The sequence below is a fragment of the Clostridium sp. 1001283B150225_161107_B6 genome, assembly GCF_015556325.1.
GTDB lineage: Bacteria > Bacillota > Clostridia > Lachnospirales > Lachnospiraceae > Enterocloster.
The window spans coordinates 98,808-112,082 of sequence record NZ_JADNMD010000019.1 but is presented as its reverse complement, the minus strand read 5'-3'; the positions used below and the strand labels follow the sequence as shown (position 1 = coordinate 112,082).

The 13,275-nt window shown below is 52.8% G+C and carries 12 protein-coding genes; all 12 read right to left on the bottom strand.

Annotated features, from left to right (window positions below; translation table 11 throughout):
• Nucleotides 1-40 precede the first annotated feature (40 nt).
• Nucleotides 41-2,164: a polyribonucleotide nucleotidyltransferase gene (locus tag I2H39_RS27975; RefSeq protein ID WP_138310105.1), complete on the bottom strand. Its 2,124-nt coding sequence runs from the start codon at nt 2,162-2,164 to the stop codon at nt 41-43.
• Between the two features lie 237 nt (nt 2,165-2,401).
• Nucleotides 2,402-2,668: a 30S ribosomal protein S15 gene (gene rpsO / locus I2H39_RS27970; protein WP_002569329.1), complete on the bottom strand. Its 267-nt coding sequence runs from the start codon at nt 2,666-2,668 to the stop codon at nt 2,402-2,404.
• A 216-nt stretch (nt 2,669-2,884) separates the two neighbouring features.
• The gene (locus I2H39_RS27965; RefSeq protein ID WP_138310104.1) at nt 2,885-3,835 is read right to left on the bottom strand and encodes a bifunctional riboflavin kinase/FAD synthetase; all 951 of its coding nucleotides are present in this window, start codon (nt 3,833-3,835) and stop codon (nt 2,885-2,887) included.
• Between the two features lie 60 nt (nt 3,836-3,895).
• Nucleotides 3,896-4,822 (bottom strand): tRNA pseudouridine(55) synthase TruB, encoded by a 927-nt coding sequence (gene truB, locus I2H39_RS27960; RefSeq protein WP_138310103.1) that lies wholly within the window; start codon nt 4,820-4,822, stop codon nt 3,896-3,898.
• 10 nt (nt 4,823-4,832) lie between these two features.
• Nucleotides 4,833-5,801 carry a bifunctional oligoribonuclease/PAP phosphatase NrnA gene (locus tag I2H39_RS27955; RefSeq protein WP_138310102.1) on the bottom strand — a complete coding sequence of 323 codons (969 nt, stop codon included), beginning with the start codon at nt 5,799-5,801 and terminating at the stop codon, nt 4,833-4,835.
• Nucleotides 5,801-6,202 (bottom strand): 30S ribosome-binding factor RbfA, encoded by a 402-nt coding sequence (gene rbfA / locus I2H39_RS27950; protein ID WP_138310101.1) that lies wholly within the window; start codon nt 6,200-6,202, stop codon nt 5,801-5,803. Before rbfA ends, I2H39_RS27955 begins: the two co-directional genes overlap by 1 nt.
• Nucleotides 6,203-6,226: 24 nt before the next feature.
• Nucleotides 6,227-9,547: a translation initiation factor IF-2 gene (gene infB, locus I2H39_RS27945; RefSeq protein WP_195628043.1), complete on the bottom strand. Its 3,321-nt coding sequence runs from the start codon at nt 9,545-9,547 to the stop codon at nt 6,227-6,229.
• The gene (locus I2H39_RS27940) at nt 9,534-9,869 is read right to left on the bottom strand and encodes a ribosomal L7Ae/L30e/S12e/Gadd45 family protein (RefSeq protein ID WP_138310099.1); all 336 of its coding nucleotides are present in this window, start codon (nt 9,867-9,869) and stop codon (nt 9,534-9,536) included. The genes infB and I2H39_RS27940 overlap by 14 nt, the downstream gene beginning before the upstream one ends.
• Entirely contained in the window at nt 9,859-10,125 is a 267-nt protein-coding gene (locus tag I2H39_RS27935) for a YlxR family protein (protein WP_007037790.1), read from the bottom strand. The genes I2H39_RS27940 and I2H39_RS27935 overlap by 11 nt, the downstream gene beginning before the upstream one ends.
• 40 nt (nt 10,126-10,165) lie before the next feature.
• Entirely contained in the window at nt 10,166-11,332 is a 1,167-nt protein-coding gene (gene nusA, locus I2H39_RS27930) for a transcription termination factor NusA (protein ID WP_195628042.1), read from the bottom strand.
• 41 nt (nt 11,333-11,373) lie between these two features.
• Nucleotides 11,374-11,841: a ribosome maturation factor RimP gene (gene rimP / locus I2H39_RS27925; protein WP_138310096.1), complete on the bottom strand. Its 468-nt coding sequence runs from the start codon at nt 11,839-11,841 to the stop codon at nt 11,374-11,376.
• A gap of 153 nt (nt 11,842-11,994) precedes the next feature.
• Nucleotides 11,995-13,134, bottom strand: a complete 1,140-nt coding sequence (nagA, locus tag I2H39_RS27920) for an N-acetylglucosamine-6-phosphate deacetylase (RefSeq protein WP_138310095.1) — start codon at nt 13,132-13,134, stop codon at nt 11,995-11,997.
• Nucleotides 13,135-13,275 lie beyond the last annotated feature (141 nt).

Sequence of the window (13,275 nt, the reverse complement as noted above, 5' to 3'; positions counted from 1 at the left end):
AACTTATCTCCTCTTTTAACTCTGCCTTCTGTCAGGCAATTTATTTTTCCTCTGTCCTGGCAGCAGCCTTCTTCTCTGCCAAGTCGCTTGGCCTCATGGTCAGGTTGATTCTGCCCATCTTATCGACCTCAGTTACCTTTACAGTAACCTCATCGCCGATGTTCACAACATCCTCCACCTTGCCAACACGCTTATCAGACAGCTTGGAAATATGAATCATACCATCCTTATTAGGGGCCAGCTCCACAAATGCGCCAAAGTTCATGATACGCACTACCTTGCCGTTAAATACCATGCCTGCCTCAATATCCGTAACGATTCCGGTAATAATCTGGATGGCCTTATCAATCATGGCCTCGTCCGTGCCGCATACATTTACTGCACCGTCGTCCGTGATGTCAATCTTAACACCGGTTTCTTCAATAATCTTGTTGATGACCTTGCCCTGCTTTCCTACCACGTCGCCAATCTTCTGGGGGTCAATGGTAATCTGCTTAATCTTCGGAGCATATGGGCTCAAATGCTTTCTTGGCTCTGAAATGACCGGTCTCATTACATCATCCAGGATATGCATCCTGGCTTCCCTGGTCCTGGCAATGGCCTCCTCGATGATGGGCCGTGTCAGTCCGTGAATCTTAATGTCCATCTGGATGGCAGTGATGCCATTCCTGGTTCCGCCAACCTTAAAATCCATATCGCCGAAGAAATCTTCCAGGCCCTGGATGTCGGTAAGCACCAGATAATCATCATCCGTATCCCCGGTCACAAGACCGCATGAAATACCTGCCACCATTTCCTTAATCGGAACGCCTGCAGCCATCAGTGAAAGGGTGGATGCACAGATACTTGCCTGGGAGGTGGAGCCATTGGATTCCATTGTCTCGGATACGGTACGGATTGCATATGGGAATTCTTCCGCACTTGGCAGAACCGGAATCAATGCCCTTTCCGCCAGGGCGCCATGGCCTATCTCGCGGCGGCCCGGTCCTCTGCTTGGCTTTGTCTCGCCTACAGAGAAGGACGGGAAGTTATAGTGGTGCATATAACGTTTGCTGGTCTCATTCTCATCCAGGCCGTCTAATTTCTGGGCCTCGGACAGGGGAGCCAGGGTGCAGGCATTGAGAATCTGTGTCTGGCCGCGGGTAAACATACCTGAGCCGTGAACTCTCGGAAGCAGGTCAATCTCTGCTGCCAGGTGACGGATTTCCGTGATGGCACGGCCGTCAGGACGCTTGTGGTCCTTTAAAATCATCTTGCGGACCGTCTTCTTCTGATACTGGTAAACAGCCTCGCCCAGAACAGCAAGCCACTCCTCGTTCTCAGCAAACGCCTCTTCCAGCTTTGCTGTGATTTCTGCTATATTCTTCTCCCGGGTCTGCTTGTCATCGGTAAACACAGCCTCTTCCATCTCCTGGGGAGGCACGATTTCCTTGATGGCTGCAAACAGCTCTTCCGGAACCGCGCAGCTCTCATAGGTGTGCTTTTCCTTGCCGCACTCAGCCACAATGGTGTCGATAAACCGGATGATTTCCTGGTTTACTTCATGGGCCTTAAAGATGGCGTCAATCATGACCTGCTCCGGAACCTCATTGGCGCCGGCTTCAATCATGATGACCTTTTCCCTGGTGGAGGCCACGGTCAGGGCCATGTCAGACACCTGCTTCTGGTCGGCAGTGGGGTTGATGATGAATTCGCCGTCAATCAGACCTACCTGCGTGGTAGCGCAGGGACCTGCAAAGGGGATGTCGGAAATGCTGGTTGCAATGGCAGAACCCAACATGGCTGTCAGCTCAGGGCTGCAGTCAGGGTCCACGCACATTACAATGTTGTCCAGGGTTACGTCGTTGCGGTAATCCTTAGGAAACAGCGGACGCATGGGGCGGTCGATAACGCGGCAGGTCAGAACTGCATTCTCAGAAGCCTTGCCCTCCCTCTTGTTGAATCCGCCTGGAATCTTTCCTACGGAGTATAATTTTTCCTCATATTCCACACTGAGAGGGAAGAAGTCAATGCCCTCCCTTGGCTTTGATGATGCGGTTGCAGTGGAAAGCACCACTGTATCGCCATAGTGCATAAATGCAGCACCGCTTGCCTGTGCAGCCACGCGGCCCACTTCCACGGTCAGCTTGCGTCCCGCCAAATCCATACTAAAACTTTTAAACATACTGGTATCTCCTTTACTCTAATAAAATGATAAATGTTACCGGTATGGTTGGGGCATGTCCGGTCCTTCCGGCACTCCCCGGGCAGAAGACGCCGAAACTACTGATCTGCCTGCAGAAATCCTCCCCCTGCAGGTACATCAGCGGTCTCGGAGTGATACCTCTGCCGCCCACACCGCTTCTTCCTTTCCATGATAAGCAAATATAGGGTGGAGTTCCCTCCACCCTAATCTTCAGAATTACTTTCTGATACCAAGCTTCTCGATTAATGCACGATATCCTTCCAGGTCTGTCTTCTTTAAGTAATCCAGAAGACCTCTTCTCTGTCCAACCATCATCAGAAGACCTCTTCTGGAGTGATGGTCCTTTGGATTCTGCTTCAGATGTTCGGTCAGTTCTGTGATTCTCTCTGTCAGAATGGCAATCTGAACCTCAGGTGAACCTGTGTCCCCTGGCTTACGGCCATACTCTGCGATAATCTGTGCTTTCTTTTCCTTTGAAATCATGGTGTTTCCTCCTTAATATTATTCATCTCACCAAAAACCAGGCTGCCGGCTGGAGTCACCAGGTAACCGGGCATCGGCGTAATTTCATACCGACTTAGTATAGCATAAATGGATGGGGTTGTAAAGTGAGAAAAAATAAAATCGGGCAGTGACGGTAAAAGGGACGCCGCTTTTCCGGCAGCTTTCTTTCACCATCCGCTGCCGCATCCGCACCTCTCACCCTTCTGCCAGAATCTCCGGATGTTTTTCATAGTACGCATTGGCAAACTCTTTGTCCTTCTCTATCCGCTCCTTCAGCTCCTCCAGAGAGGAAAATCTCTGCTCGGGGCGGTCGAAGGCCAGAAGCTGGACCTCTATGTTTTTGCCGTATATGTCGCCTTCCAGGCCGAAGATGTAGGTTTCCACCCCAGCCGGGTAGTCTCCGCCTACCGTGGGCTTTTTTCCGATGTTGGTAACGCCTTTATAATAGATGCCGTCCACCCGCACACGTGATACGTAAACGCCGAATCTGGGCAGGCGCTTGATGGGGGGCGGAAGGATGTTGGCTGTGGGGAAGCCTAAAAGGCTGGCTCCGATGTGGTTGCCGTGCACCACTTCCCCATGGATGGCATAGGGCTGGCCCAGGAGCTGGTTGGCCTTTTCCACATTGCCTTTTTCCAGTTCCTCCCGGATATAGGTACTGCTTATATCCCGCCTGTGGTCCTTTTCCTTTTCTATGACGTGGAGATGATAACCCAGGTCATGGGCCATGGCTGAAAGCAGGTCTGCGTTTCCCGCCCCCTTGTAGCCAAAGCTGCAGTCAGGGCCTACCACAATTTCCCTGGCATGCATGCGGCCTGCCAGAATGTCCTTTACAAAGGCCTCCGGCTCCATATGGCGGGTTTCCTGGGTAAAAGGGTATTCCACCAGATAATCAATTCCCACCTTCTCCATGTTGGCGCGGCGCTCCAGATTCGTGGTGATGACGGTCTGTGGCTGACCCGTAACTGCTGTTCCCGGAGCCGTGCCGAAGGTGAAGATGGCTGTGGGATATCCTGTGCCGTCCTTCAGCTCCATCATGGTCCTTAACAGCTTCTGGTGGCCTCTGTGCCTGCCGTCAAACTTGCCCAGAGTCACGATGGTAGGCTCCTCTATCTGAAATTCTGTGGTGTCTGCTATATACCTCATCCTGTCACTTCCTCGTTTTTTTCCTGTGTTCCGGATGTCCCGGCAGCGTTATATAACAGGCTACATGGGAAACATCTTCCAGGGCTTCCACCAGTGCCTGTCCTCCTGGTACTGGTATACCCCTGTAAAGCCGCTGCCGCTGTCATACATGCGGAACATCCGTCCGTCCTCGGCCCTGGCCATCCGCTCATCCGACCTGCTCCAGTCCAGATGTCTTGCGAAGCAGGGATTGCCGTTGTGCAAAAGTGCATCTGCTTCCTGCAGGCAGTAGAGCGGGGGGTAAGCCTGCAGGGCCTCCTCCACAGGAAGGATGCAGCTCTCCATGGCCCCCTGGTCACGGAGCTGTTCCAGCCGGTCCAGGGTCAGGCTGTCTTCGATGCGGAAGCGGTCCACTCTGGTTCGCGTAAGGTGCTCCATACAGCCGCCGCATTCCAAACGTCTTCCAATGTCATGACACAGAGTCCGTATGTAGGTCCCTTTGGAACAGGTGACCTCCATCCAGACCCTGGGCAGCTCTATTCTGTTTACCTTTATGTCCAGAATCTGCACCAGCCTCGGCTGGCGTTCCACTTCCCTGCCGGCCCTTGCCAGCTCATACAGCTTTTTGCCGTCCACTTTAAGGGCTGAGTACATGGGAGGTATCTGGGCGTAATCGCCCTTAAATCCCATGACAGCCGCTCTTACCTGGTCCTCTGCCAGGGCCAATGCCCTCTGCCTGTTCTCTGCCAGAATGGTACCTGTGGTATCCTGGGTATCAGTCTCACAGCCCAGAAGCATCACAGCCTGGTAAGTCTTGGACCGGTCTGTCAGCATGTCGCACAGCCTGGTTCCCACCCCCAGACAAACAGGAAGGACTCCTTCAGCTGCGGGGTCCAGGGTTCCTGTGTGGCCTATTTTTTTCTGCTTTAAAATTCCTCTGAGCCGGGCTACCACATCGTGGGAAGTGTAGTCCGGCTCTTTGTATACATTTATAATTCCGTGATACATGATATGTTCCTTACTCCCGGCTGCCCGAGGCGGATTCCAGCTGCCTGGCTATGTGTACGGACAGATTGTTGATTACGTCGTGAATGCTGCCGCTCATGGAACATCCGGCAGCCCTTACATGACCTCCGCCGCCAAAGAAAGCGGCAATTCTGCTTACGTCCACCAGATACTGGGAGCGCATGCTGACCTTGAATTCCTGGGGTCCTGTTTCATAGAGGAAGATGGCGACCTCCACGCCTTCTGTCAGACGCAGCTGGTCAATGACTCCATCCATATCCTTGCCGTCAACCCCGTAGAACTCCATCTCGCTCTGGCGGATGGCACTGAAAATACAGCGTCCGTCAAAAAAGGTGATGCTCTCCAAAAGGGCTCTGCCCAGAATCTGGTTCTGGATGTATGTCTTTCTGTAAAAACTGTTGTCTATGATGGCTCCGAAATCAATTCCCTTTTCCATCAGCCTTCCCGCTATCTCCATGGTATGGGCCGATGTACAGGAGAATTTGAACACGCCTGTATCGTGGATGATGCCGGTGTACAGGCACTCTGCCGTGTTACGGTCGATTTTTGCTTCATCCAGCTGGTCAAAGAGGACCTCGCAGGTGGAGCTGGCCTCACCCAGGACCACATTGGTCCCGCCGTAACGGGTGTTGGTCACATGATGGTCCAGGCACAGGCTCCTGTCCGCCTGGTCCAGGTAAGGTTTAAAGCCGCCCAGACGCTGGATATCGCCGCTGTCCAGACAGATGCACAGCTCATACTGCTCCCCATCGGTCTGGTGGCGGATGCTGTCATACCCCTTCAGATAATTGAACTTAGGGGATGACTCCTCCAGATACACGGCTGCCCGTATATCCGGATAGTTCAGCCGGAGATAGTTATAAAGTCCCAGTGTGGAGCCCAGGCAGTCGCCGTCCGGGCGTATATGGCCCAGGATGGCAACGGACTTGGTGCCCTCTAACATCTGTTCAAGAATCGTCATTAAAACTCCTCCTTTGCTCCTTCCTCATCCTGTGTTTCTTCGTGATGAAGGTCTTTTGTCACTTCATCGATGAGTCTGGACATGTTGACACCATATTCAATGGACTGGTCCAATATGAATTTAAGCTCCGGCGTGTTGCGCAGGTTCACCCTTCTTGCAAGCTCCCTGCGCACATAACCTTCTGCGCTCTTTAATCCCTGGATGGTGGACTTGCCCGCCTCCTCGTCCCCAAGGACGCTGATATACGCCTTGCAGAACTTAAGGTCCGGGGTGACTTCCACGGAAACCACGCTGGTCATGGGATGGATTCTTGGGTCCTTGATGCCTGCGCGGATAATTTCACTGAGTTCACGCTGGACCTCCATGTTGATTCTGGTATTCTTTATGCTGTTCTTACGCATGTAACTCCTCTCTTAGCATGATGCCTATCTCGGTACTTCCACCATGATGTAAGCCTCGATTTCATCATCTTCCTGAAGGTCATTAAACTTTTCAAATACAAGACCGCACTCGTATCCTGCAGCCACTTCCTTCACATCGTCCTTGAAACGCTTGAGGGAAGCCAGCGGCCCTTCGAATATCTGCTCTCCTTCTCTCTTGACACGGCAGCTGCAGTTTCTCTGGAACTTGCCGTCCAGTACATAGGAACCGGCAATGGTTCCAATACCGGATGCCTTGAAGGTCTGGCGGATGACTGCATGGCCGATAACCTTTTCCTCGAATACAGGGTCCAGCATACCCTTCATGGCTGCTTCCACATCCTCGATAGCCTGATAGATAACCTTGTACAGGCGGATATCCACCTTTTCACGCTCCGCAATGGACTTGGCGGTTGCATCCGGACGGATGTTGAAGCCAATGATGATGGCGTTGGATGCAGATGCCAGGGAAACGTCGGACTCGTTGATAGCGCCCACGCCGCCGTGAATCACCTTCACCATAACCTCCTCGTTGGAGAGCTTGGTAAGGCTCTGCTTTACAGCCTCCACGGAGCCCTGCACGTCGGCCTTCACGATGATTGGCAGTTCCTTTACATTACCGGCCTGAATCTGGCTGAACAAGTCATCCAGGGACAGTTTTGCCTTGGTATCCTCAATCAGTTTGCTCTTTCCTTCTGAAATGAATGTCTCAGCAAAGTTTCTTGCTTCCTTCTCGCTCTCAGTAGCCACAAACACCTCGCCGGCATTGGGCACATCGTTGAGGCCCAGGATTTCCACGGGTGTGGATGGTCCTGCCTCCTTTACGCGGCGGCCCCTGTCGTCCATCATGGCGCGAATCTTGCCGAAGCATGCTCCGGCCGCAATGGTTTCGCCCACTCTTAGGGTACCCTTCTGCACCAGAACCGTTGCAACAGGTCCCTTGCCCTTATCCAGCTCTGCCTCTATTACAAGGCCCCTGCCCTTACGGTTGGGGTTAGCCTTCAGCTCGAGCACATCGGCAGTCAGAAGAACCATTTCCAGCAGGTCCTTAACACCTTCTTTTGTATGGGCGGAAACAGGTACGAAGATGGTGCTGCCGCCCCAATCCTCAGGAATCAGCTCATATTCAGCCAGCTCCTGCTTTACCTTATCCACATTGGCGCTGGGCTTATCAATCTTGTTGATAGCCACAATGATTTCCACATTAGCTGCCTTTGCATGGTTGATGGCCTCAACGGTCTGAGGCATCACGCCGTCGTCCGCAGCCACTACCAGAATGGCAATATCCGTGGACTGGGCGCCTCTCATACGCATGGCCGTAAATGCCTCATGGCCGGGCGTATCCAGGAACGTAATCTTACGGTCGTTTATTTCAATAACAGACGCACCGATATGCTGGGTGATGCCGCCTGCCTCTCTTGCTGTCACATTAGTCTCACGGATGGCGTCCAGAAGGGAAGTTTTGCCGTGGTCAACATGGCCCATGACACACACAACCGGTGACCTGGGGACCATATCCTCAGTGCTCTCTTCATCTTCCTTCAGAAGCTCTGCTATGACGTCAACCTTTACTTCCTTTTCACACAGGACATCAAATTCCATGGCGATTTCTTCTGCCTGCTCATAATCAATTTCCTGGTTCAGGGTAACTACCTGGCCCTTTAAGAACAGCTTCTTTACAATAACAGACGGCTGAAGCTTCATCTTGTCAGCCAGCTCCTTGATGGTGAGTACATCGGGAAGGGTGATGGTCTTCACCTCATCCGCCTTGCTCTCCTCCTTCTTAGGCTGAGGCATGATGAATGCTCCCTTTCCTGTCTTCGGAACTTTCTTCTTGCCGTCTTCCAGCCTGTCGCGCTTATCAAATCTGTCGTTCTTATGAGCATTCTTATTCTGACGGTTGCTGGTTGGCTTTGTCTGAATCGGCGTATCAAAGGAGGATTTTCCGTCCCTTGCTCCTGCCGGACGGCGGGCGTCATTCCTGCCTCTGTTATCCCTTGCATCCTTGTCATCCCCCGGACGGCCCTGATAGCCTCCCTGGGGTCTGTTGCCGTAACCGCCCTGAGGTCTGTTTCCATAACCTCCCTGGGGCCTTGCCCCGTCGCGGTTGCCCTGGTAGCCTCCCTGGCCGCCCTGGTAGCCTCCCTGAGGTCTGTTGCCCTGATAGCCTCCCTGGCCTCCCTGGGGCCTGTTGTTATCGCGGTTGCCCTGGTAGCCTCCCTGGCCTCCCTGATAACCTCCCTGGCGGTTGCCCTGGTAGCCTCCCTGGGGCCTGTTGTTATCGCGGTTGCCCTGATAACCTCCCTGGCCTCCCTGATAACCTCCCTGGCGGTTGCCGTCGCGGTTGCCCTGATAGCCTCCCTGGGGTCTGTTGTTGTCACGGCTGCCCTGGTAGCCTCCCTGGCCTCCCTGATAGCCTCCCTGGCGGCTGCCGTCGCGGTTGCCCTGATAGCCTCCCTGGGGCCTGTTGCTATCACGGTTGCCCTGGTAGCCTCCCTGGCGGTTGCCATCCCGGTTGCCCTGGTAGCCTCCGCTCCGGTTATTGTCACGGTTTCCCTGATAGCCTCCCTGGTTTCCCTGATAGCCTCCCTGGCGGCTGCCGTCGCGGTTGTTGTCACGGTTTCCCTGATAACCTCCCTGGGGTCTGCCTCCGTCACGGCTTCCCTGGTAGCCTCCCTGGCTCCTGGCTCCATCGCGGCTGTCCTGGGCAGTTCCCTGGGTTCCTGTCTGAGGTGCTGCAGACGGCTGGGCTGCTGCAGACGGCTGGGGCGCTGCGGTTCTCTCCGGAGCAGTATCTGCGGACTGGGCCTGCACCTGCGGTCTGGCAGGCTCTGCCGGGGCTGCCTGAGGTGCCGCCGCCGGGGCTGTCTGCGCTGCTGTGGAAGCTGCTGCCGGAGCAGAAGCCCCATGGCCCTGGTTTCCTCCCTGCGGTTTCGGAGGTACCGGACGCTTAATCTGCTGCTGGGCATTCTGCGGGCGGAATACGGCTGTCAGCTTCTTCTTAGCCGGCTCACCCTTTGCTGCGCTGTCCTGGCTTCTGGCAGACTCTGCCTTAGGAGCCTCTGTCTTAGGCGCTTCGGTTCTTGGCGCTTCCGTTCTTGGTGCCTCTGTTCTTGATGCTTCCGTCCTTGGAGCCTCTGCCCTGTGCTCTGATGCGGCTGGTCTTGCATCCCTCTTAGGATTTGCAAAAGAGCGCACAATATTCTCCTGATCCCTTGTTACATTCGATGCTGCATATAATACAGCGGATTTATCTTTGGTCTTAATAATTTCCAATATCTCCTTACTGGTCTTGCCCAGTTCATTTGCCAGTTCACTTACTCTCATTCAAGCTACCTCCGTTTATATTCATTCGTTCTACCATTGACTTTGCGAAACCTGCATCCTCCACTGACAGTGACGCCCTGAACTCCTGCCCCATGGCATGCCCCAGTTCGTCCTTTGTTCCAAACAGATAGATTGGGACTTTATAGTAAGTACACATGTTGGTAAACTTTTTCTTCGTGTTGTCCGAAGCTTCTTCCGATACGATTACCAAATGGGACTTTCCGCTCTTTACTGACTTCTCCGTCGAAAATTCGCCGCTGACCACCTTCCTGGCCCTTGTTGCAAGGCCCAGCAGGCTTAACAGCCTCCTGTTATCTGCCAAGTTCTTCCATCTCCTTTTCCAGAGTTTCATACACCTCTTTGGGAATGGCCATCTTGAAGGAACGTTCCAGTCCCTTTCCCTTCACTGCCTTCTTCAGGCATTCCATTGATGGACACAGGTAAGCGCCCCTGCCGTTCTTGCGGCCTGTGGCATCCAACATAATCTCATCCTCGGCGGTTTTTATGACTCTTATCATTTCTTTTTTGCTCTTCATCTCCTGGCAGCCAATGCACTGCCTGAGCGGAACTTTTTTCATGCTCACTTACATCACTCCTAACCTTCTCAGAGTATCCCTTTTACTGTTCGCTTCCGTCTTCCTGATAGTTTTCTTCATATTCCTGGTAGCTTTCCGGTTCCTCCGGCTCTTCCTCGTAGGTCTCAGCCGGCGTATCGCCATACTGGAGCCCCATCTGCTCGAAGAGTCCCATTTCCCTGGCCTGGGTCTCACTCTTAATATCAATCTTAAAGCCCGTAAGCCTTGCAGCCAGTCTTGCATTCTGGCCTTCCTTGCCAATGGCAAGGGACAGCTGGTAATCCGGCACAATGACCTGTGCCTCCCGTTCCTCCTCGTCAGCCACAACGCAGATGACCTTGGCCGGGCTCAAGGCATTTTCAATCAGGTAAGCAGGATTGTCATCCCAGTTAATGATGTCAATCTTTTCACCTTTTAATTCGCTTACAATGGAATTCACCCTGGAACCGTTAAGGCCCACGCATGCGCCTACCGGGTCCACATTGGAATCATTGGATTTTACTGCAATCTTTGTCCTGGAGCCTGCCTCCCTGGCAATGGCTTTGATTTCCACCGTACCGTCCCGTACCTCAGCCACCTCGGATTCAAAGAGACGCTTCACCAGGTCCGGGTGTGTCCTGGAAACAGAAACCCTTGGCCCCTTGGGCGTATCCTTTACCTCGATGACATATACCTTGACGCGCTCTGTGGGACGGAATGTCTCGCCCTTTACCTGCTCGCTTTCATTGAGGATGGCATCCACCCTGCCCAGGTTAATGCTCACGTTTCTTCCCAGATAGCGCTGTACCACGCCGGTCATGACATCTTTTTCCTTCATATAATACTCGTTGTACAGTGCCTTGCGCTCTTCCTCGCGTATCTTCTGCAGAATCACGTTCTTTGCGTTCTGTGTGGCAATACGGCCGAACTTCTTGGAATCCAGCGGAATCTGCACCGTATCCCCAATATCATACTTGGGGTTCAGCATCCTGGCATCCGCCAGACTCATCTCCAGACAATCGTCCTCCACTGTTTCCACAACCGCTTTTTCTGCGTATACTGCAAAGTCACAGGTATTGGGGTTCACCGTGACCCTTACATTATCGGCTTTCCCGAAATGGTTCTTACAGGCAGTGAGTAAAGAGTTCTCAATGGCTTCAATGAGCGTATCTTTGGAAATGTTCTTCTCTTTCTCCAATACTTCCATTGCCTCTAACAGTTCCTTGTTCATGTTTATCCTCCTATCCATGTCTCAGCATGTGAATGATTTAACTAAAAATCCAGCGCCAGCCGTATGAGGGCAATGTCCGCTTTTTCAAATACCATCCGGCTTCCGTCTTCCATGGTCAGCGTCACAGTATTTTCATCATATGCACTGAGGGCGCCCGTAAATTCCTTTTGCTTGTTAAGCTGACGGTAAAGCCTTACATCCACATCCTTGCCCATGCTTCTCACGAAGTCCTTTTCCTTCTTAAGAGGACGGCCTAATCCCGGCGAACTGACTTCCAGAATATAACTGTCATCAATGAAATCCTCTTTATCCAGCCAGTCGCTTAAGGCCCTGCTGATGACTTCACAGTCATCTACGGCAATCCCGCCTTCTTTATCTATATAAGCTCTCAGGTACCAGGTACCTGCTTCCTTTACATATTCCACGTCTACCAGTTCAAACCCATGCTCTTCCATCAGTGGAAGGAGGTGTTTCTCCACCCGGCTCTCATAGCTCTCCTTTTTTCCCATCGTTCCACCACCTTTCCTGTCTTTCCAAAACGAAAGAGTGGACTGGTGTCCACTCTTTTATCAGTAATCTACATTAGTTATCGTATACACTATACCATCATGCCGCTGTAAATGCAAGCATTTTCAAGGATTTTATCGAAAATTTCCTTTGAATCAAAGCATTGCACGTCCTCTGCACCAGGTCTGGAGCACGCTGTAATCATCATCCAGAACCACCAAATCCCCATCACAGCCCGCTGCAATCCTTCCCTTTCTATCATCCACGCCCAGACATCTGGCCGGGTTGATGGTACAGGAATTAAGAGCGGTGTCAAAGGGCACCAGGGCCTGCTCCACCAGGATTTTAAGACCCCGGTTCATGTTCAGGGTGCTTCCTGCTATGGTATCTGTTCCCTTGAGGCGGGCCAGTCCGTCCTCGCCTATCTCGATGTCATGGCCGCCCAGCTGGTACTGTCCTCCCGGAGGGCAGTGCTTGGCTCTGAGGGAATCGCTAATCATAATGGAATAATCACGCCCCTTGGCAGTAAAGAAGTTATTCAGGGCCGCCAGATGGGAGTGGCACCCGTCGCAGATAATTTCCCCGTAAATATCCCTTACCCTGAGGGCAGTTCCTACCAGTCCCGGCTTGCGGTGATGGTAAGGAGTCATGCCGTTATATACATGGGTCATGGACGACGCGCCGTTGGCAATGCCTAAAAGCGCCTGCTCGTAAGTGGCCGCTGAATGGCCCATGCTTACCACCACGCCATGGGTGGAACAGTATCTTGTGAGTGCATGGTCCGGGTCCCGCTCCGGCGCCAGCGTGATATATTTGATGAGGCCTTCCGCCGCCTCCTGATAACGCTTAAACTGCTCCACAGATGCAGTGGCTATGGCCTCAGGCGGCTGCGCGCCCTTGTACTCCATATCCAGGAACGGTCCTTCAAAATGGATGCCCAGTATTTCAGCGCCTTCGTAGCCCTCCTTCACCACCGCCGCCACATTGGCCACGGCATTGGTGAGCACATCCGGCATCTGGGTCACGGTGGTCGGCAGGATGGCTGTGACTCCCTCCTCCGGTATCCGCTTCATCCAATTGCGGAGCCCTTCCGGCTCGCCGTCATTTGTGTCAAAATCATATGCCCCGTGGGTGTGGATATCAATGAACCCCGGCACGATTCTCTTGTCCCCGTAATCATGGTCCGCCGGTCCCGCGCCGTACTCACGGATACGGCTGATGACTCCATCCTCAATCTCCATCTGGGCTGCCATGAACTGGCCTGCTATCCAGACTCTCTTACCCTGAATCCTCATAGTTTCTTCTCCTTCCATCTATGTGTGTTCTCTATATTAATTCCCCTTAGTTATAAGTATATCACGTTAGAAATATTTTTCAATATAGTTTTTAAAATAAAAATTATTTTTATTTCATAATGCAGAACACGGCCATGGCAG

Coding starts and splice junctions, on each gene's coding strand:
- I2H39_RS27975 (WP_138310105.1), bottom strand. CDS start 2,164: ATGTTTAAAAGTTTTAGTATGGATTTGGCGGGACGCAAGCTGACCGTG.
- I2H39_RS27955 (WP_138310102.1), bottom strand. CDS start 5,801: ATGACGATTCTTGAACAGATGTTAGAGGGCACCAAGTCCGTTGCCATC.
- rbfA (WP_138310101.1), bottom strand. CDS start 6,202: ATGCGTAAGAACAGCATAAAGAATACCAGAATCAACATGGAGGTCCAG.
- I2H39_RS27935 (WP_007037790.1), bottom strand. CDS start 10,125: ATGAAAAAAGTTCCGCTCAGGCAGTGCATTGGCTGCCAGGAGATGAAG.
- rimP (WP_138310096.1), bottom strand. CDS start 11,841: ATGGGAAAAAAGGAGAGCTATGAGAGCCGGGTGGAGAAACACCTCCTT.
- truB (WP_138310103.1), bottom strand. CDS start 4,822: ATGTATCACGGAATTATAAATGTATACAAAGAGCCGGACTACACTTCC.
- nusA (WP_195628042.1), bottom strand. CDS start 11,332: ATGAACAAGGAACTGTTAGAGGCAATGGAAGTATTGGAGAAAGAGAAG.
- rpsO (WP_002569329.1), bottom strand. CDS start 2,668: ATGATTTCAAAGGAAAAGAAAGCACAGATTATCGCAGAGTATGGCCGT.
- I2H39_RS27965 (WP_138310104.1), bottom strand. CDS start 3,835: ATGAGGTATATAGCAGACACCACAGAATTTCAGATAGAGGAGCCTACC.
- infB (WP_195628043.1), bottom strand. CDS start 9,547: ATGAGAGTAAGTGAACTGGCAAATGAACTGGGCAAGACCAGTAAGGAG.
- nagA (WP_138310095.1), bottom strand. CDS start 13,134: ATGAGGATTCAGGGTAAGAGAGTCTGGATAGCAGGCCAGTTCATGGCA.